The organism is Bradyrhizobium sp. 154 (assembly GCF_023073875.1).
Lineage (GTDB): Bacteria > Pseudomonadota > Alphaproteobacteria > Rhizobiales > Xanthobacteraceae > Bradyrhizobium.
In genome coordinates, this window is sequence record NZ_JADPKG010000113.1 from 47,315 (window position 1) to 65,243 (window position 17,929).

Annotated in this window: 17 protein-coding genes; 11 read left to right on the top strand and 6 right to left on the bottom strand. The window is 64.7% G+C overall.

All coding sequences use genetic code 11. The annotated features are described in order from the left end of the window. The 4 genes from IVA92_RS28540 (at window position 1) to IVA92_RS28555 (ending at window position 3,043) form a co-directional block, all read left to right on the top strand. Window positions 1-336, top strand: a complete 336-nt coding sequence (locus tag IVA92_RS28540; protein WP_247278319.1) for a hypothetical protein — start codon at window positions 1-3, stop codon at window positions 334-336. A 152-nt stretch (window positions 337-488) separates the two neighbouring features. Further along, entirely contained in the window at window positions 489-1,592 is a 1,104-nt protein-coding gene (locus tag IVA92_RS28545) for a trypsin-like peptidase domain-containing protein (RefSeq protein ID WP_247278320.1), read from the top strand. Window positions 1,593-1,717: 125 nt separating this feature from the next. After that, on the top strand, window positions 1,718-2,509 hold the full coding sequence (locus tag IVA92_RS28550) for a fumarylacetoacetate hydrolase family protein (RefSeq protein ID WP_247278321.1): 792 nt from the start codon (window positions 1,718-1,720) through the stop codon (window positions 2,507-2,509). Between the two features lie 150 nt (window positions 2,510-2,659). Then, the gene (locus tag IVA92_RS28555) at window positions 2,660-3,043 is read left to right on the top strand and encodes a hypothetical protein (RefSeq protein WP_247278322.1); all 384 of its coding nucleotides are present in this window, start codon (window positions 2,660-2,662) and stop codon (window positions 3,041-3,043) included. A 72-nt stretch (window positions 3,044-3,115) separates the two neighbouring features. Here the strand turns inward: IVA92_RS28555 and IVA92_RS28560 are convergent, their stop codons facing one another. Both IVA92_RS28560 and IVA92_RS28565 read right to left on the bottom strand, forming a co-directional pair. Then, window positions 3,116-3,967: a CoA ester lyase gene (locus tag IVA92_RS28560; protein WP_247278323.1), complete on the bottom strand. Its 852-nt coding sequence runs from the start codon at window positions 3,965-3,967 to the stop codon at window positions 3,116-3,118. After that, entirely contained in the window at window positions 3,967-4,419 is a 453-nt protein-coding gene (locus tag IVA92_RS28565; protein WP_126255091.1) for a MaoC family dehydratase, read from the bottom strand. The genes IVA92_RS28560 and IVA92_RS28565 overlap by 1 nt, the downstream gene beginning before the upstream one ends. Before the next feature lie 228 nt (window positions 4,420-4,647). Between IVA92_RS28565 and IVA92_RS28570 the strand changes: the two genes are divergently transcribed. Continuing rightward, window positions 4,648-5,814 carry an acyl-CoA dehydrogenase family protein gene (locus tag IVA92_RS28570; protein ID WP_247278324.1) on the top strand — a complete coding sequence of 389 codons (1,167 nt, stop codon included), beginning with the start codon at window positions 4,648-4,650 and terminating at the stop codon, window positions 5,812-5,814. 33 nt (window positions 5,815-5,847) lie between these two features. Here IVA92_RS28570 and IVA92_RS28575 read toward each other — a convergent pair whose 3' ends face one another. From IVA92_RS28575 to IVA92_RS28585, 4 genes are all read right to left on the bottom strand, one after another. Then, window positions 5,848-7,419 (bottom strand): AMP-binding protein, encoded by a 1,572-nt coding sequence (locus IVA92_RS28575; RefSeq protein ID WP_247278325.1) that lies wholly within the window; start codon window positions 7,417-7,419, stop codon window positions 5,848-5,850. A 32-nt stretch (window positions 7,420-7,451) separates the two neighbouring features. Further along, window positions 7,452-8,087: a uracil phosphoribosyltransferase gene (gene upp / locus IVA92_RS28580; protein WP_130216606.1), complete on the bottom strand. Its 636-nt coding sequence runs from the start codon at window positions 8,085-8,087 to the stop codon at window positions 7,452-7,454. 170 nt (window positions 8,088-8,257) lie between these two features. Next, window positions 8,258-8,386, bottom strand: coding sequence for a hypothetical protein (locus IVA92_RS35840; RefSeq protein ID WP_256464592.1), 129 nt, complete (start codon window positions 8,384-8,386; stop codon window positions 8,258-8,260). A 246-nt stretch (window positions 8,387-8,632) separates the two neighbouring features. Beyond that, a complete protein-coding gene (locus IVA92_RS28585; protein WP_247278326.1) occupies window positions 8,633-9,100 on the bottom strand; it encodes a hypothetical protein in 468 nt (155 codons plus the stop codon). A gap of 592 nt (window positions 9,101-9,692) precedes the next feature. Here IVA92_RS28585 and IVA92_RS28590 point away from each other — a divergent pair. From IVA92_RS28590 to IVA92_RS28615, 6 genes are all read left to right on the top strand, one after another. Then, window positions 9,693-9,782, top strand: a complete 90-nt coding sequence (locus IVA92_RS28590; protein ID WP_049823729.1) for a K(+)-transporting ATPase subunit F — start codon at window positions 9,693-9,695, stop codon at window positions 9,780-9,782. A 111-nt stretch (window positions 9,783-9,893) separates the two neighbouring features. Beyond that, a complete protein-coding gene (gene kdpA, locus IVA92_RS28595; protein WP_247278327.1) occupies window positions 9,894-11,597 on the top strand; it encodes a potassium-transporting ATPase subunit KdpA in 1,704 nt (567 codons plus the stop codon). Between the two features lie 17 nt (window positions 11,598-11,614). Further along, on the top strand, window positions 11,615-13,729 hold the full coding sequence (kdpB, locus tag IVA92_RS28600) for a potassium-transporting ATPase subunit KdpB (RefSeq protein WP_247278328.1): 2,115 nt from the start codon (window positions 11,615-11,617) through the stop codon (window positions 13,727-13,729). Window positions 13,730-13,837: 108 nt separating this feature from the next. Further along, entirely contained in the window at window positions 13,838-14,440 is a 603-nt protein-coding gene (locus tag IVA92_RS28605) for a K(+)-transporting ATPase subunit C (protein WP_247278329.1), read from the top strand. A 37-nt stretch (window positions 14,441-14,477) separates the two neighbouring features. Further along, window positions 14,478-17,201, top strand: a complete 2,724-nt coding sequence (locus IVA92_RS28610) for a sensor histidine kinase KdpD (protein ID WP_247278330.1) — start codon at window positions 14,478-14,480, stop codon at window positions 17,199-17,201. Next, window positions 17,198-17,887: a response regulator transcription factor gene (locus IVA92_RS28615; protein ID WP_247278331.1), complete on the top strand. Its 690-nt coding sequence runs from the start codon at window positions 17,198-17,200 to the stop codon at window positions 17,885-17,887. The genes IVA92_RS28610 and IVA92_RS28615 overlap by 4 nt, the downstream gene beginning before the upstream one ends. The last annotated feature ends 42 nt before the right edge of the window (window positions 17,888-17,929 follow it).

Sequence of the window (17,929 nt, forward strand, 5' to 3'; positions counted from 1 at the left end):
ATGACCAACGTGAACACCAATGCCGGCACTCTCAGCCCGCTGTTTCATCCCGCTGCCCATTACGACTCGCCTGCCGACGTCCTGAATGCAGAGGAGCTCTCCACGCCGGAGAAGCGGATCATCCTGTCATCCTGGGCCTCGGACATGTACGCGGTCGAATCCTGTCCCGCGCTGCGCGAGATACCAGGCATGAGCCACACCGTGCGGCTCGTCGATATTCTGACGGCGTTGCGCCGGCTCGACGGCGACAATGACAATGACGACCCGCCGCGCGGGGGCGGCGTCCCGATGCGGTTGCGGCGGCCCTGGGCCGCCGCCGAGAGGCGAGCCGCATGATGCTCACGCACACTGTTCTGACGCTCGTGCTGATCGGTCAGGCCTCGGCGGCCTTCGCCGTTCCTTATCTGGCCATGCACGGTCTCACCGCCGCGCCGCGTGACTGAGGCCACAAAGTTCTTCCATTCTGGGCTAGGCGGCAGGTGACGAAGATGAATGCTGTGCGTTTGCTTTCGCTGGCGTTGCTGTTGCTGACGCTCACGGCATCGCAGCCCGCCGCTGGCCAAATTCCGGACCTGAAGACGGGCGGCTCTGTGCCGACCCTGGCGCCGCTGGTGCGTCAGGTGACGCCGGCCGTGGTCAACATCTCCGTGCATGGCCGTGTGCGCGAGGACAATCCGCTCTATCGCGACCCGCTCTTCCGCGAGTTCTTCGACGTCCCCCGGCAGATCGAGAAGGAGGTCAACGCGACCGGCTCGGGGGTCATCGTCGATGCACAGCGCGGCTACGTACTCACCAACAATCACGTGGTCGATGGCACCTCCGCCGTTCAGATCACCACCAAGGACGGCCGGCAGTTCTCGGCGAAGGTCATCGGCCGCGATCCGCCGACGGACGTTGCGGTGCTCCAGATCCAGAGCCCGGCCGGGCTCAAGGCGCTTTCCTTCGGCGACAGCGACGCGCTCGAAGTCGGCGATTTCGTGCTTGCGATCGGCAACCCATTCGGCCTCGGCCAGACCGTGACGTCCGGCCTCGTCAGCGCGCTGGGCCGGACCGGACTCGGCAAGCAGGGTTATGAGGACTTCATCCAGACCGATGCTGCGATCAATCCCGGCAATTCCGGCGGGGCGCTGGTCAGCTTGCGCGGAGAACTGGTGGGCATCAACTCGGCCATCATCTCGCCTGCCGGCGGCAATGTCGGCATCGGATTTGCAATTCCCGTCAACATGGCGCGGAAGGTGATGGAGCAGATCGTCGCCAAGGGCCGCGTCGAGCGCGGCCGGATCGGCATTTCGCTGAAGGACTTGCATCCATCAGTCAACAAGGGATTCAACGAAGGTGCCGTCATCGCGGACATTGCGGCGGATTCGCCGGCGCAACAGGCAGGCCTGCGCAAGGGCGATATCATCATCAGGGCCGACGACCGCCCGATCCGCACCGCCGCCCAGCTCCGCAACACGATCGGCCTTGCGCGCATCGGCGAGGAAGTCAAACTCGTCCTGCTGCGCAATGGCGCCCCGCTAACGGCGGTCGTGAGAGTCGCTCCCGCGCCCGAACCAAGCAGTGCCGCCGCTGGCAACCGTTTCGTCCGTTAGCGGGTTCGCACCGCGCGGTATCCAGCAAGCCGCGCCGATCCATGTTGCTGGCACACCAAATATCGACTATCAGCCGGATCGGCGCGCATGACGCTGCCCAAGCAAAGGCAAAGGGAGCATCCGAGATGACCTCACCCACGCGACGTGATTTGCTCGCAACCGCTGCGGCGGCTACCGCCGTTTCGATGACCGGGGTCGCACCGGCCGCCGCGCAGGCCGGACCCAAGCCGATCTTTCCGGTGCCGATGGTGACGATCCCGATCGTCGGTGAGACCCAGGTGTTTCAGGTGCGCCGCATCTACTGCATCGGGCGCAATTACGCGGCGCACGCGATCGAGCGCGGCTCGGATCCGAACCGCGAGCCGCCGTTCTTCTTCCAGAAGCCGACCGACGCGATTCAGAACGTCGCGATCGGCGAGGTCGCCGATCATCCCTATCCGTCGCTGACCAAGAACTATCATCACGAGGTCGAGCTGGTTGCGGCGCTGAAATCGGGCGGCACCAACATTCCGGTCGAGAAGGCGCTCGACCATGTCTATGGCTATGCGCTCGGGCTCGACATGACCCGGCGCGATCTTCAGAACGGCATGGCCGCGGAGAAGAAGCCCTGGGAGATCGGCAAGAGCTTTGATCATGCGGCCGTGCTCGGTCCGATTCACCCGGCAAGCAAGACCGGCCATTTCGAGAAGGGTGCGATTTCGCTGGCAGTCAACGGCGCCGTCCGGCAGAACTCCGATCTCAGCAAGATGATCTGGAGCGTCGCCGAGCAGATCGCAAAGCTGTCGGAAGCGTTCGAGCTGAAGGCGGGCGACATCATCTATTCCGGCACGCCGGAGAATGTCGGCCCGGTGGTGAAGGGCGACGTGCTGTTGTGCAAGCTCGAGGGCCTGCCGGACGTGTCGATCAGGATCGTCTAGCAGTTGCTCTGAGTGGCCCGCGTGGAGCCCCGGTTGAGGGCGCAAGAGCTGCGAACGCCGAGTTCCATCGATTGCCCTTGGTTGGCCGGCAAGCGAACTTGGTACGGCCATATTTGAGCAGGAGTGATCTGCCGCGAGGGAGGCGCTCCGATGAACAAGGCTGTGATCACCGCTATTGCAATGCTGGCTTGTGTGCCGGCGAGCGCAGTTGCGCAGGAGCGCGCGGGCGATGCAGCGCTCGGCGCCTTATCCGGTGCGGTCGTACTTGGCCCGGTCGGAGCCGTCGCCGGAGCGTTGGTTGGTTACACCGCCGGACCTTCGATCGCCCGGTCCTGGGGCCTGAGTGGTTCGCAGTCGGCAAGACACCCGCAGCCGCCACGTCGCGCTGCCGCGACCCGCGTCCCACCGCGCACGCGCGAGGCGATGGCTGCCAATGGCCAGACGAGCGCTGCCGGCAACCCGACCCCGCCGGTTCAAGCCGAGCCTGCCGTGCCGGCGCAGACCTCGGCTCCGCCCGTTCAGGGGTTCGACTGACGGCGCGGCTTCAACCGACACACCTTCGGCAGGTTGAAGGTCGCCCGCGCGGTCAGCCGAAGTGACGGCGATCTAGGGTTGGCCCAGGATCTTCTTCGCGGCGCGAAGATGCGGCTTGTCGATCATCTGGCCGTCGAGCCGCAGCGTGCCGGCATTCGGATTGCTCGCGAATGCCGCGATTACCTTCTCCGCCCATGTGCGTTCGGCCTCCGTCGGCTCGAAGGCCGCGTTGACGACATCGACATGCTTGGGATGGATCAGCGCCTTGGCTGCAAAACCGTCGCGCCGTGCCGCGCGCGTCTCGGCGTCGAGGCCGGCGAGATTGTCAATGTCGGTATAGACGGTGTCGATCGGCGCAACCTCGGCCGCGGCCGCCGCCATCAGGCAGAGATCGCGCGCGAGCCGATAGGGGCTGTGGAACACGCCGCCCGAGGCTTTCTCGGTGGCGCCGAGCGAAGCCGAGAGATCTTCGGCACCCCACATCAGTCCAGCGAGGCGAGGGGAGCAGCCTTTGTAGCTGCCAAGCCCGAAGATGGAGCCGGCGGTCTCCGTCGCGACGCAGACGATGCGCGTCGCGCCGACCGCGATGCCGGCCGCCGCCTCGAACGCTTCGAGCCAGGTCGCCACCTGCCGCACATCGTCGCCGCCTTGCGATTTCGGCAGCACGATGCCGTCGGGCTTGCCCGGCATCACCGTGGCGAGATCGACAAGCGTCATGCCGGTGTCGAGCGCGTTGACACGGACATAGAGCTGGTGCGGGCCGCGAGAGCCCTTCAGCATCTCCAGCGTCAACCCGCGCGCCTGCTCCTTCTTCTCGGCGACGACGGAATCCTCGAGGTCTATGATCAGCGCGTCGGCCTTGCCTTCGCTCGCTTTCTCGAATTTGCGCGGGGAATCACCCGGCACGAACAGCATCGAACGCATCAGACCGGCCTCTTGTGCATCATCGCCATGCGCCGGCATTTGCCGACGATCTCGTCGTTCTGGTTGAGGGCGTGGTGCTCGAACTCGACGATGCCTGCCCTCGGGCGCGATTTCGATTCCCGCAACGAAAGCACCTTCGTCGTCGCCCGCAACGTGTCGCCGTGGAAGACCGGCTTTGGAAAAGTGACGTCGGTCATGCCGAGATTGGCAACAGTGGTCCCGAGGGTCGTATCATAGACCGTCATGCCGATCATGATACCGAGGGTGTAAAGACTGTTGAAAATGCGCTGGCCGAACTCGGTCTTCTCGGCGAAATGCGCATCGATGTGCAGCGGCTGCGGATTGAGCGTCAGCAGGCTGAACATGGTGTTGTCCATCTCCGTGACGGTCCGGGTCAGCGGATGCCTGAACTCCTGGCCTACGGAGAAGTCCTCGAAATAAAGTCCGGCCATCGCGGTTTCCCTCCTTGCGAAATAACGACGCGCTCGCACCGTCGCGCCGCATGACCCTATGCATGGTACACGCACTTGGCAGGCAAATTCACGTATCTGTACTGAGTTTTTCGAGCTAAAGAACGCAAGCGAGGGAAGGTCCGGCGCGGCAATCTTCCATCGCCGGTTGGGTGGGCTCAAAGATCGGGCACGTGAGTCGCCGCGGCTCCTAGCACGGAGATCAAGAACATGGATTTCGCGCTCACCGATCAGCAGGAAGCCATTCGCGACGCCATCGCCAAGATCTGCGAAGGCTTTCCCGATGCCTATTGGCTGAAGAAGGATCACGACGGCGGCTTCCCGCACGACTTTCACAAGGCGCTGGCAGATGCCGGCTGGCTCGGCATCTGCGTGCCGGAGGAGTATGGCGGCTCCGGGCTAGGCATTACCGAAGCCGCGATCATGATGCGCACCATCGCGGAATCAGGTGCCGGCATGTCCGGCGCGTCCGCGGTGCATATCAACGTGTTCGGACTCAACCCCGTCGTCGTGTTCGGCACCGAGGAGCAGCGCAAGCGCATGCTGCCGCCGATGGTCGAGGGTCGCGAGAAAGCCTGTTTCGCGGTTACCGAGCCCAACACCGGTCTCAACACCACCCAGCTCAAGACCCGCGCGGTCGCCAAGAACGATCGCTACATCGTCAACGGCCAGAAGGTGTGGATATCGACCGCGCAGGTCGCGCACAAGATCCTGCTGCTGGCGCGCACCACCCCGCTGGAACAGGTGCGCTCGCCGACCCACGGCCTCAGCCTGTTCTACACCGATTTCGACCGCAACAAGATTAAGGTCCACGAGATCGAGAAGATGGGCCGCAAGATCGTCGATTCCAACGAGCTGTTCTTCGAGGATTTTGAAATCCCGATGGAGGATCGGATCGGCGAGGAAGGCAAAGGCTTCGAGTACATCCTCGAAGGCATGAACCCGGAGCGTATCCTGATCGCGGCGGAAGCGGTCGGTCTCGGCAAGCTCGCGCTATCGCGTGCGACCGAATACGCCAAGACGCGTGTGGTGTTCAACCGGCCCATCGGCAAGAATCAGGGCATCCAGCATCCGCTGGCGGTGAACTGGGTCGAGCTCGAGGCGGCCTGGCTGATGGTGATGTCGGCGGCCTGGCAATACGACAAGCGCATGCCCTGCGGCGCCGCCGCCAATGCGGCAAAGTATCTCGCTGGCGAGGCAGGCTTCTCGGCTTGCGAGCAGGCGGTGATGACCCATGGCGGCTTCGGCTATGCCAAGGAATTCCATGTCGAGCGCTATTTGCGCGAGATCCTGATTCCGCGCATCGCGCCGGTCAGTCCGCAGCTCGCGCTCAGCTTCATCGCGGAAAAGGTGCTTGGCCTCGCCAAGTCTTACTGAGCGACCTTCGGGCGCAAGCTCAAAAGGCTGTTCCTATTCAGCGGCGATCCGGTCCATGGCCATGGCACGAAGCCGGGCGCGCTGAATCTTGACGCCATTGGCGCTGTCGGTGACGGGGAAGGCATCCACGACATAGACCCGCGCCGGCACCTTGTAGCCGGCGAGCCGCTCGCGCACATGGGCGATTAGCGCTTCCTGTCGTGGTGGCTCTCCAGCTGGAATTACGAAGGCGACGCAGCGGGCCTGTCCCTTCAGGTCGATCGCGACCACCTGGGCGTCGGCGACACCCGCGCACGATTTGAGCTCGTCTTCGATCTCGCCGGGCGCGACCAGGAAGCCGCCGAGCCGCATCGCATCGCCGGCACGGGTCTCGTAGACGAACGAACCATCCCCGCGCAGCCGGCCGATGTCGCCGGTGCGGAAGAAGCCATCGGCGGTGATCGCTTCCCGCGTCGCCTCGGGATTGTTGAAGTAGCCGAGGAAGCATGACGGCGCGCTGATCTCGATCTCGCCGGAGCCGCCCCGGGCCGCAAGCTCGCCGGTCTCGACATCGCGGATGCGGATTTTCGCGTCCGGCGACATCGGCCAGCCGCCGCCTTCGATGCGATCGGCGAAGGCATCGCTGCCGCGGCCGATCGAGAACAGCGCCTGCACCTCGCTCGAACCGTACAAGCCGAACAGCGGCATACCGCGCACTTCGGCCTCCGCGGCCAACTCGCGCCAGCCGGGCTGGAATGCGGCGAAGCCGCAGATTTCGAGATGCGGAAACGGTCGTGGTGCATCGGTGAGCGCGAGGATGCGGCGGAACATCTCGTCCGAGCCGAACGAATGCGTGATCCTGCACTCGCCGAGGATCCTCACGGCCGGCGCCGCCTCGAAAGCATCGAGTACATGGATGGTCGCGCCCGCTGCGATGAAACCGAGCATGCTTGTCATGCCAAAAGTGCCGCATAACGGCAGCATCGCCAGCAGCGAATGGCGCTGCGGATCAAGCTGCAGCGCCTTGGCGACGGACGCGGCATGCGTCGCCAGCGTCCGCTGCGAATGGGCGACGAGCTTCGGGCCCTTCGTCGTGCCCGATGTCGTGTACAGCAGGACGGGCAGATCGACGTCCTCCTGAGCCGGCGGGGCAGGCGGATAAGACCTGTCGAAGGCATCGAACCGCACACTCGGCCATTGCGCGGGGATCGCGGTCTTGCCCACCACGGCAAGCTGTTGCAGCGCGGGCACCTCGTCCTTGGCGACACCGGCGAGAATGGCGGCAAAATCGATCGAGCGGAACGCGGCCTCGACCACCATCAGCTTGGCACCGGACAGGCGGAGCAGATGCGCGACCTCCGCACTGCGATAGCGCGTATTGACGGCGGCGACGACCGCGCCCAGGCGGCCGGCGGCGAACAGCAGTGCGAGCCATTCGATCCGGTTGACCAGCCAGACGGCGACGACGTCGCCCCTCCCGATGCCCTGCGCGGCCAGCCAGGCGGCGGTCTGCTCGATCCTTCCTGAGAGCTCCGCACGCGAGATCGGCGTGCCATCGAACATGAGGACGCGACTGGCGGTCTCGGTCGGGAGCAGCGATTGCAGCGAACATCTGTCGATCAGCATGCAATCGGAGTAACCCGATCGTGCAAAGCTGTCTACTTGGTGCCGAACATCCGATCGCCGGCATCGCCCAGGCCCGGCACGATATAGCCGTGGTCGTTGAGCCGCTCGTCGATGGCGGCGGTCCAGACCGGCACGTCGGGATGCTCGCTCTGGAACTGCGCGATGCCCTCGGGCGCGGCCAAGAGGCAGACGAAGCGGATGTCGCGGGCACCGCGCGCCTTGAGCAGGGACGCGCCGGCGCAGGCCGAATTGCCGGTGGCCAGCATCGGATCCATCAGGATCACGGTGCGATCGGACAGGTCCTGCGGTGCCTTGAAGTAATATTCCACGGCTTGCAACGTCTCGGGGTCGCGGTAGAGCCCGATATGAGCGATGCGCGCCGAGGGCATCAGCGCCAGCATGCCGTCGAGGAAGCCGACGCCCGCGCGCAGGATCGGCGCCAGGGTGAGCTTCTTGCCGGCGATCTTCGGCGCCTGCATCGGGGCGATCGGCGTCTCGATGTCCACCAGCTCCAGCGGCAGGTCGCGCGTCACCTCGTAGCCGAGCAGCATCCCGATCTCGTTCAGGATCTCGCGAAAGCTCTTGGTCGAGCGGTCCTTCTCGCGCATCAAGGAGAGCTTGTGCTGGACCAGGGGGTGGGCGACCACGTTGACGCTGCTTGTGCTCATAAAACCGCTCTACACGGTTCCGTGAAATTGCGCCAGATCGGCCGAGTCTTTTCCGCGGGATATGCCGCCTCAACTGGGCATCGCGTACTGCGCTGCGTGCCCGGTTGCTCGCCTCATAGGCAGACGTGGTCTATTCGCGGTCGATCGCCATGCGCATGGCCCGTGAGCAGCTAGGCGCCGAGCCTGCGTGCCAGAAGCGTGATCACGAGCGTCAGGATCGCGCCCCAGATCAGGCTCAACGCTTTGGTCAGGACGGTCGTGGTGATCACGTGCTCCAGGTGTCCCTTGAAGGGATGCATGCTACTTGTCCGGGGCGGGCGCCGCGCCGATGCGCATGCCGAGCAGCAGTGCAGCCATCAATGCCAGGATGATGATCTTGAGTCCGATCATGCGTTATCTCGCGAGGCACAGAATTGCTGTCCTCAGCGCGATCAGCGCTGTGAGCACGCTGCCCATCGAGAGGACGGCGAGCCCATGCCGGACGATACGTTTGAGCCGGGCTCTGCGCAGCGTCGACATTTCTGGTGTCCTTCCATTAGGAGCGTCTAGCCGAAATTGTCGCACGTGATCGGCTGGTAGAGTGGCTCTCGCAGCGGACGGACAGAAGAAACGCTCGGTCGCGGTGTCTCCGCACGCTCGGTCCGGACTTCAGCGAAGGCCGACAGCAGGGCAAGCGAAAGGTCGACATGGCGCGCCTCGACCGCGGTGTCGAGCCAGTCCGGCAACTCGCGTTCGCGCGACAGCGCGCAATGCCACTCGCCCTCGTCATAGGCGATACGGCGGACCTGCCACCTCGGCAGCTCGAGCTCCACCAGCGCCAGCGCCGCATCGGCCCAGGCCTCGACGTCGATCAGGCGCACGATCCGTGTGGTGCGTTCGCTTTGCCCGAGCGAGGGAACGCGCCGGCAGGCGTGCTCGATGATGTCGAGCATCAGCGCCCGTGTCATCGCCGGTGCCGCGCGAAGCCGCTCGCTCAGGGAAGGCGGGTCAAGGCGTCGGAGTGAGGCGGTCATATCAGGCCTCCTGGAATTTGCGTCGGTCAGTCGGCCGGCATTGCCAAGATGGCCGGGAGGGTATTTGAAAGCGAGATGAGGATCGGGCGAGAGATATATGGATTTCATAAGTGCATGGAGTCTTCCGGGTAGGAGCGACAGATGCGACTGTCGGCTGCGCCGCAGGTGGAGACTTATAGAAGCAGGGCTTTTTGGAAACCCCGGAGTCCGCCTGACGTAACGATCGGCAGCGCAAGCGATGATCGGATTGCATCGCCGCGTGCCTGTCCGGAACGATCGCCCGGAATGATATGTCGGTGTGGCGGCTACGGCCTTTATGAGATTCCTATAACGTCGCCATGGGCCTCATCTCGAAAACCTATGCCCGTGGTGTCACTTCAGCGCGGTCAAAAGTCCCGGCCGGAGCCCCGCGGAAATGCGCCTGCGTTTCCTTCGAGCTCGTCGGATCCCCGAGAAGCGGTTGCGCCTGACATCAGGGCGCAACGAGGAGTATCTCCATGATGGACATTGTGATGCTGGCCCTGGCCTTCGGCCTGTTCGCGCTCGCGATCGGCTACACCTATACCTGCGAACGGCTGTGACGGAGCGGATCATGATCTTCGATTATGCCCTCGCCGGTGCCGTTTCGTTCGGCCTCCTGGCCTATCTCACCTACGCGCTGCTGCGGCCCGAGCGGTTCTGAGCCGTGCTGCTGATTCTCGAATTGTTGCTGGCGGACGCCATGCTCGTCGCCGGCCTGCTGACGGTGCTTCTGCCTCTGCTACGCCGGAACCATGCCTGAAGGGTTGATTCCATGACTATGATCGGTTGGCTCCAGATCATTCTGTTTTGCGCCATTATCGTTGCGCTCGCAAAACCGCTCGGCGGGTACATGACGCGCGTGTTCAACGGCGAGCGCACCTTCCTCTCGCCGGTACTGCGTCCGATCGAGGCCGGCATTTACAGGATTTCCGGCGTCGACGAGAAGCGCGAGCAGCATTGGCTGACCTACACGGTCGCCATGTTGCTGTTCCATGTCGGCGGCTTCCTCATCATCTACGGCGTGATGCGCCTTCAGGCCGTGCTGCCGTTCAATCCGGCCGGGCAGGGCGCGGTCGCCGAGGATCTCTCCTTCAACACCGCGGTCTCCTTTATCACCAACACCAACTGGCAGAACTACGGCGGCGAGAGCACGCTGTCCTATCTCGTGCAGATGCTCGGCCTGACGCACCAGAACTTCCTGTCGGCCGCGACCGGCATCGCGCTGGCGATGGCCTTGATCCGCGGCTTCTCGCGCGCCTCGATGCGCACGGTCGGCAATTTCTGGATCGACGTCACCCGGTGTACGCTCTACGTGCTGCTGCCGATCTGCGTCGTCTATGCGCTGTTCCTGGTCTGGCAGGGCATGCCGCAGACGCTCGGGCCGTATATCGAGGCGACGACGCTCGAAGGCGCCAAGCAAACCATCGCGGTCGGGCCGGTCGCTTCCCAGGTCGCGATCAAGATGCTCGGCACCAACGGTGGCGGCTTCTTCAACGCCAACGCCGCTCATCCCTTCGAGAACCCGACCGCGCTGTCGAATTTCGTGCAGATGCTCTCGATCTTTGCACTCGGCGCCGCACTCACCAACGTATTCGGCCGCATGGTCGGCAACCAGCGCCAGGGCTGGGCAATCCTCTCCGTGATGGGCGTGCTGTTCCTGGCTGGCGTCGCCATCACCTGTTGGGCGGAAGCAAACGGCACCGCGACGCTCCATGCGCTGGGCCTGACCGGCGGCAACATGGAAGGCAAGGAGGTCCGGTTCGGCATCATCGCATCCTCGCTGTTTGCCGTCGTCACCACCGCCGCCTCGTGCGGCGCTGTCAACGCGATGCATGACAGTTTTACCGCACTCGGCGGCATGATCCCGCTGATCAACATGGAGCTCGGCGAAATCATCGTCGGCGGCGTTGGCGCCGGCATGTACGGCATGCTGCTGTTCGTCATCCTCGCGATCTTCGTCGCGGGCCTTATGGTTGGCCGCACCCCGGAATATGTCGGCAAGAAAATCGAGGCGCGTGAGGTCAAGATGGCTATGCTGGCGATCCTGGTGCTGCCGCTGATGATCCTCGGCTGGACCGCCGTCGGCGTGGTCTATCCGACGGCAGTCGCCTCCATGGCGAATGCCGGCCCGCACGGCTTCACCGAAGTGCTCTACGCCTTCACATCGGCGGCCGGCAACAACGGCTCGGCCTTCGCCGGGCTCACCGGCAACACCTTCTTCTACAACCTGACGCTGGCAAGCGCGATGTTCGTCGGCCGCTTCTTCATGATCGTCCCGGCCATGGCGATCGCGGGCTCGCTTGCGGAGAAGAAATCGATCCCGGCGTCCGTGGGCACGTTCCCGACCACCGGAGGCCTGTTCGTCGGCCTCGTGGTCGGCGTCATCCTGATTATGGGCGGCCTGACCTTCTTCCCGGCGCTCGCGCTCGGCCCGATCGTCGAACATCTGGCGATGAACGCCGGCAACCTGTTCTGATTGTTGGAGTGACCTCCATGGATACGATGAAACTGCAAAAACGTGCGCCGATGTCGGCAATGCTCGATCCCAGAATCGTGATGCCCGCGATCCGCGCCTCCTTCGCCAAGCTCGATCCGCGTCTGATGGTGAAGAATCCCGTCATGTTCGTTGTCGAGGTCGTTGCAGTGCTCACGACTGTGATCTCCCTGCGCGACCTCGTCATTGGCGGCGCGAACCTCGGCTTCACCTTCCAGATCATCGTCTGGCTCTGGTTCACGGTGCTGTTCGCCAATTTCGCCGAAGCCGTGGCCGAAGGCCGCGGCAAGGCGCAGGCCGAATCGCTGCGCAAGACCCGCACGGAAAGCCAGGCCAAGCTCCTCACTGGTGCTGGCGAGAATTTCAAGCTCGTGCCGGGCACGAGCCTGAAAGTAGGCGACATCGTGCTGGTCGAGGCCGGCGACACCATCCCTTCCGACGGCGAGGTGATCGAGGGCGTCGCCTCCGTCAACGAGGCCGCCATCACCGGCGAGTCCGCGCCCGTGATCCGCGAATCCGGCGGTGACCGCTCTGCGGTCACGGGTGGCACGCAGGTGCTGTCGGACTGGATCCGCGTCCGTATCACGGCAGCCCAGGGCTCGACCTTCATCGATCGCATGATCAAGCTGGTCGAGGGCGCCGAGCGGCAGAAGACCCCGAACGAGATCGCGCTCAACATCTTGCTCGCCGGTCTCACTGTCATCTTCGTGTTCGCCACCGTCACCATCCCCAGCTATGCGGCCTATGCCGGCGGCTCGATCTCGGTGATCGTGCTGGTCGCGCTGTTCGTGACGCTGATCCCGACCACCATCGGCGCGCTGTTGTCGGCGATCGGCATCGCCGGCATGGACCGTCTGGTACGCTTCAACGTGCTGGCGATGTCCGGCCGCGCGGTCGAGGCGGCCGGCGACGTCGACACACTGCTGCTGGACAAGACCGGCACCATCACGCTCGGCAACCGGCAGGCGACCGCCTTCCGTCCCGTGCGCGGAGTGACCGAGCAGGAGCTGGCGGATGCAGCTCAGTTGGCCTCGCTCGCGGACGAGACTCCGGAAGGCCGTTCCATCGTGGTGCTGGCGAAGGAGAAATACGGCATTCGCGGCCGGGACATGGCCGAGCTTGGCGCGACCTTCATCCCATTCACGGCGCAGACCCGCATGAGCGGCGTTGATGCCGGTGGCGCGTCGGTGCGCAAGGGCGCTGTCGACGCCATGCTGAACTATGTTGACGGCGGCGCGCCGCTGGCGATTGCCTCCGGCAACGTGCCGCGGGCGACCCAGCCGGCCGCCCTGTCGGATCTCGGTCGCGAGATCCAGACTATTGCCGATGATATCTCGAAGGCCGGCGGCACGCCGCTCGCGGTCGCCAGGGACGGCAAGCTGCTCGGCGTCATCCAGCTCAAGGACATCGTCAAGGGCGGCATCCGCGAACGCTTCGCCGAGCTGCGCCGCATGGGTATCCGCACCATCATGATTACAGGCGACAACCCGATGACGGCGGCCGCGATCGCGGCGGAAGCGGGCGTCGACGACTTCCTGGCGCAGGCCACCCCCGAGGACAAGCTCCGGCTGATTCGCGATGAGCAGGCCAAGGGCAAGCTGGTCGCCATGTGCGGCGACGGTACCAACGATGCGCCGGCGCTCGCGCAGGCCGATGTCGGTGTCGCCATGAACACCGGCACCCAGGCCGCCCGTGAGGCCGGCAACATGGTCGATCTCGACTCCAACCCGACCAAGCTGATCGAGGTGGTCGAGATCGGCAAGCAGCTCTTGATGACGCGCGGTGCGCTGACCACGTTCTCCATCGCCAACGATGTCGCCAAGTATTTTGCGATCATCCCGGCGATGTTCCTGGCGTTTTACCCCCAACTCAACGTGCTCAACGTCATGAGCCTGTCGAGCCCGCAGAGCGCCATCCTGTCGGCGATCATCTTCAATGCCCTCATCATCGTGGCGTTGATTCCACTGGCGCTGAAGGGCGTCGCCTACCGCGCTGTCGGTGCCGGCGCGCTGCTCCGCCGCAACCTCTTGATCTACGGCCTCGGCGGCATCGTTATTCCCTTCATCGGCATCAAGGCGATCGACCTCGTCGTCACCGCCTTGCATTTGGCTTAGTCCCCTCATTGCGAGGAGCGAAGCGACGATGCAATCCTGGCTGCCGCCGCGGAGAAACTCTGGATTGCTTCGCTTCGCTTGTAATGATGAAATAACTGGAGACCCATCATGCTCAGAGAAATTCGCCCCGGCATCGTGCTCTTGCTGGTGCTCACCGCCATTACGGGCCTTGCCTATCCGCTCGCAATGACTGCCATCGCCGGCACGTTGTTTCCGGTGCAGGCGCAGGGCAGCCTAATCGAAAGGGACGGCAGGGTGGTCGGATCCGCTCTGATCGGGCAGGAGTTCAAGGACGACAAATATTTCCGCGGTCGTCCCTCGGCGACGCTGGCGCCCGATCCCAATGATTCGACCAAAACTGTGCCGGCGCCCTACAACGCTGCCAATTCGGGCGGCTCCAATCTCGGCCCCACCAGCAAGGCGCTGGCCGACCGGCTGAAGGAAGATGTGGACAAGCTGAAGGTAGAAAATCCATCCGCGCCGATACCGGTCGATCTGGTGACGACGTCAGCTAGCGGTCTTGATCCCGACATCTCGCCGGAAGCGGCGCAATTCCAGGTGCCGCGCGTGGCGAAGGCACGGAATGTGCCGGAGGACCAGGTCAGGCAGCTCGTGACTGCCAATACCGAAGGCCGTTTGCTGGGCCTGATCGGCGAGCCCCGCGTCAACGTGCTGGCGCTGAATCTCGCGCTCGACCGCGCCGCGAAGTAGTCTAGGCTCAGCACGCCGGGATGATTATATTGGCCTGATGGTTCAACCGCGCCGCGATCCCGAACAACGTCCGTCGCCCGATGCGTTGCTGGAAACCGCGCGTCGGGCAGAAAGCGCGAGCGGCAAGCTGAAGATCTTCGTGGGCGCCGCCCCGGGCGTCGGCAAGACCTACGAGATGCTGCAAAGCGCCCACGCCAAGCGCAAAGCCGGCATCGACGTCGTGGTCGGCTTCGTCGAGACCCACGGCCGGGCTGAGACCGAGGCGCTGGTGCGCGGGCTCGAAATGGTCCCCCGCAAGAGGATCGACTACCGCGGCCAGATCGTCGAGGAGATGGACCTCGATGCCGTGATCGCGCGGCGGCCGCAAATTGCGCTGGTCGACGAACTCGCCCACACCAACGCGGTCGGCAGCCGCCACCCCAAGCGCTATCTCGATGTCGAGGAACTGCTCTCCCGCGGCATCGACGTCTATACCGCCGTCAACATCCAGCACATCGAGAGCCTGAACGACGTCGTCGCCCAGATTACCCATGTGCGGGTGCGCGAGACGGTGCCGGATTCGGTGTTCGATCGCGCCGATGCGATCGAGCTGATCGACCTCACGCCCGACGACCTGATTCAGCGGCTGAAGGAGGGCAAGGTCTATGTGCCGAGGCAAGCCGAGCGGGCGCTGGAGCATTATTTCTCGCCGGGCAATCTGACCGCGTTGCGCGAGCTCGCCTTGCGGCGCACGGCCGAGCGGGTCGACGAGCAGCTCCTCACCCACATGCAGGCGAACGCCATCGCCGGTCCCTGGGCTGCGGGCGAACGTATCCTCGTCTGCGTCAGCGAGGATCCGCGCGCGGCCGGGCTGGTGCGCTATACCAAGCGGCTGGCCGATCGGCTGCATGCCCCGTTCACCGCGCTCTCGATCGAGACGCGCCGCTCGCTCCAGCTTTCCGACGAGGAGCGCGACCGGCTGGCCGATACGCTGCGGCTTGCCGAATCGCTCGGCGGCGAGGCGCTGACGATTCCCGCTGTGGGCCGCCGCATCGCCGACGACGTCGTGAACTTCGCACAAGGCAACAACGTCACCCAGATCGTGATCGGCAAGTCGACCCGCTCGCGCTGGTTCGAGATAGCGCGCGGCTCAGTCGTGCATGACCTGGTGCGCCGCGCCGGCAACATCACCGTCCACGTCATCGCCGGTGACGAGCTGCCCGGCGAGGCCGTGCCCAAGACCGCGGTACAGACCGCTGCGCGCGCGGAGCCGTTCAACCCGCTGCCCTATCTGAAGGCGCTCGGGATCGTGCTGATCGGGCTCGGCGCCGCGGAGCTGGTCCAGCCCCGGTTCGGCATCGAGAACGTCGACCTCGTGCTGCTGACGGCGGTGGTCGCGGTTGCGGTCCGCTACGGCCTGTGGCCGTCGCTGCTCGCGACCGTCGCGGCCTCGCTGTGCTACAATTTCTTCTTCCTGCCGCCGATCTATACCTTCACGATCACCGACCCGACCAACGTTGCCGCCTTCGTGCTGTTCGTGGTGGTGGCGATGATCGTCTCCAATGTCGCGGCACGTGTGCGCATCCAGGCCGACACCGCGATCGGCCGGATCCGGATGACCGAGCAGCTCCATGCCTTCAGCCGCAAGCTCGCCGGCACCGGCACGCTCGACGATGTGTTGTGGGCAACCGCCTATCAGATCGCGCTGATGCTGAAGGTCCGCGTCGTGTTGCTGCTGCCGGAAGAGGGCCTGCTCACGGTGAAATCCGGCTATCCGCCGGAGGATGAGCTCGATCAGGCCGACCTCGCCGCCGCCAATTGGGCCTGGAGCAACGACCGCACCGCAGGCCGCGGCTCGGACACCCTGCCGGGTGCGAAACGGCTGTTCCTGCCGATGCGCACCGGCCGTGGTCCGATCGGCGTCATCGGCATCGACAACGACCGCACCGGCCCGCTATTGACCCCGGACCAGCGCCGGCTGCTCGATGCGCTGGTCGACCAGGGCGCGCTCGCAATCGAACGCGTGCTGCTGGTCGAGGACATGGATCGCGTCAAGCGCACTGTCGAATCCGAACGGCTGCGTTCGGCGCTCCTGACCTCGATCTCGCACGATTTGAAGACGCCGCTCGCCTCGGTCCTTGGGGCGGCCTCCACCATGCGCGACCTCGACGGCGCGCTCTCTGACACCGAGAAGCGCGACCTGCTCGCGACCGTGATCGACGAGTCCGAACGGCTCAACCGCTTCATTGCCAATCTGCTCGACATGACCAAGCTCGAATCCGGCGCCATCGTGCCCAATACGGCGCTGCACGATCTCGGCGAGATCGTCGGTAGCGCGCTGCGGCGAGCGGCCAAGATCCTCGCTGCTCACAAGGTCGAGCTTGCGCTGGCGGCCGATGTGCCGATGCTCGAGCTCGATGCCGTGCTGTTCGAGCAAGTGCTGTTCAACCTGCTCGACAACGCCGCGAAATACTCGGCGCCCGACACCACGATCGCGATCCGCAGTCAGCGCGAGCGGGATGAGATCGTTCTCCAGATCGCCGATGAGGGCGGCGGCATCCCACCCGACGAGCTCGAGAGCGTGTTCGACAAGTTCTATCGCGTGCAGAAGGGTGATCATATCCGGCCCGGTACCGGCCTCGGCCTCGCTATCTCCCGTGGTTTCGTCGAGGCGATGCGGGGCACGATCTCGGCCGCCAACCGCAGCGACCGGAGCGGCGCGATCCTCACCATCCGTCTGCCCGTCCCAGTGCAGACCCACGCATTGGATACCGCCGCGTGAGTGCTGCCCCGATCAAGGTCCTGGTCATCGATGACGAGCCGCCGATCCGTAAACTGCTGCGGATGGGGCTGACGACGCAGGGCTATGAGATTCTGGAGGCGTCGAACGGCAAGACCGCGCTGGACAGGCTTGCCGAGGAGCCGGCGCTGATCATCCTCGATCTCGGCCTGCCCGACGTGCAGGGACACGAGCTGCTGCGCACCATCCGCGCCCGCAACGAGGAGGTGCCGATCGTGGTGCTGTCGAGCCGCGGCGACGAGGCCGGCAAAGTGCAGGCGCTCGATCTCGGCGCCGACGATTACCTGACCAAGCCGTTCGGCATGGAAGAGCTTCTGGCCCGCTTGCGTGCCGCGCTGCGCCACCAGCTTCAAGTCAAAGGCGAGCGCCCTGTGTTTCGCACCGGCGATCTCTCCGTCGATCTCGTCCGCCGCATCGTCAAGGTCGGCGAGCGCGAGGTGAAGCTGTCACCGAAGGAATACGATCTCCTTCGCGTCCTGGTGCAGCACGCCGGCAAGGTGCTCACCCATCGCTTCCTGCTCAAGGAGCTCTGGGACGAGCTGACCGACGCGCAATATCTGCGCGTCTATGTCCGCCAGCTCCGCCAGAAGATCGAAGCCGACCCGGAACGGCCGCACTATGTGCTGACCGAGACGGGAATCGGATACAGGCTGAAGGCGGGTGATTAGACCAGCCGTCATTCCGGGGGCGATGCCTTGCGTCGCGCCGGA

Excerpts from the sequence above, each read along its gene's own strand:
- IVA92_RS28540 (WP_247278319.1), top strand. The coding sequence starts at position 1 with ATGACCAACGTGAACACCAATGCCGGCACTCTCAGCCCGCTGTTTCAT.
- IVA92_RS28610 (WP_247278330.1), top strand. The coding sequence starts at position 14,478 with ATGGTTCAACCGCGCCGCGATCCCGAACAACGTCCGTCGCCCGATGCG.
- IVA92_RS28575 (WP_247278325.1), bottom strand. The coding sequence starts at position 7,419 with ATGCTGATCGACAGATGTTCGCTGCAATCGCTGCTCCCGACCGAGACC.
- IVA92_RS35840 (WP_256464592.1), bottom strand. The coding sequence starts at position 8,386 with ATGCATCCCTTCAAGGGACACCTGGAGCACGTGATCACCACGACCGTC.
- IVA92_RS28565 (WP_126255091.1), bottom strand. The coding sequence starts at position 4,419 with ATGGCCGGACTTTATTTCGAGGACTTCTCCGTAGGCCAGGAGTTCAGG.
- IVA92_RS28590 (WP_049823729.1), top strand. The coding sequence starts at position 9,693 with ATGATCTTCGATTATGCCCTCGCCGGTGCCGTTTCGTTCGGCCTCCTG.
- IVA92_RS28560 (WP_247278323.1), bottom strand. The coding sequence starts at position 3,967 with ATGCGTTCGATGCTGTTCGTGCCGGGTGATTCCCCGCGCAAATTCGAG.
- IVA92_RS28605 (WP_247278329.1), top strand. The coding sequence starts at position 13,838 with ATGCTCAGAGAAATTCGCCCCGGCATCGTGCTCTTGCTGGTGCTCACC.
- IVA92_RS28570 (WP_247278324.1), top strand. The coding sequence starts at position 4,648 with ATGGATTTCGCGCTCACCGATCAGCAGGAAGCCATTCGCGACGCCATC.
- IVA92_RS28585 (WP_247278326.1), bottom strand. The coding sequence starts at position 9,100 with ATGACCGCCTCACTCCGACGCCTTGACCCGCCTTCCCTGAGCGAGCGG.
- kdpB (WP_247278328.1), top strand. The coding sequence starts at position 11,615 with ATGGATACGATGAAACTGCAAAAACGTGCGCCGATGTCGGCAATGCTC.
- kdpA (WP_247278327.1), top strand. The coding sequence starts at position 9,894 with ATGACTATGATCGGTTGGCTCCAGATCATTCTGTTTTGCGCCATTATC.
- IVA92_RS28550 (WP_247278321.1), top strand. The coding sequence starts at position 1,718 with ATGACCTCACCCACGCGACGTGATTTGCTCGCAACCGCTGCGGCGGCT.
- IVA92_RS28555 (WP_247278322.1), top strand. The coding sequence starts at position 2,660 with ATGAACAAGGCTGTGATCACCGCTATTGCAATGCTGGCTTGTGTGCCG.
- upp (WP_130216606.1), bottom strand. The coding sequence starts at position 8,087 with ATGAGCACAAGCAGCGTCAACGTGGTCGCCCACCCCCTGGTCCAGCAC.
- IVA92_RS28545 (WP_247278320.1), top strand. The coding sequence starts at position 489 with ATGAATGCTGTGCGTTTGCTTTCGCTGGCGTTGCTGTTGCTGACGCTC.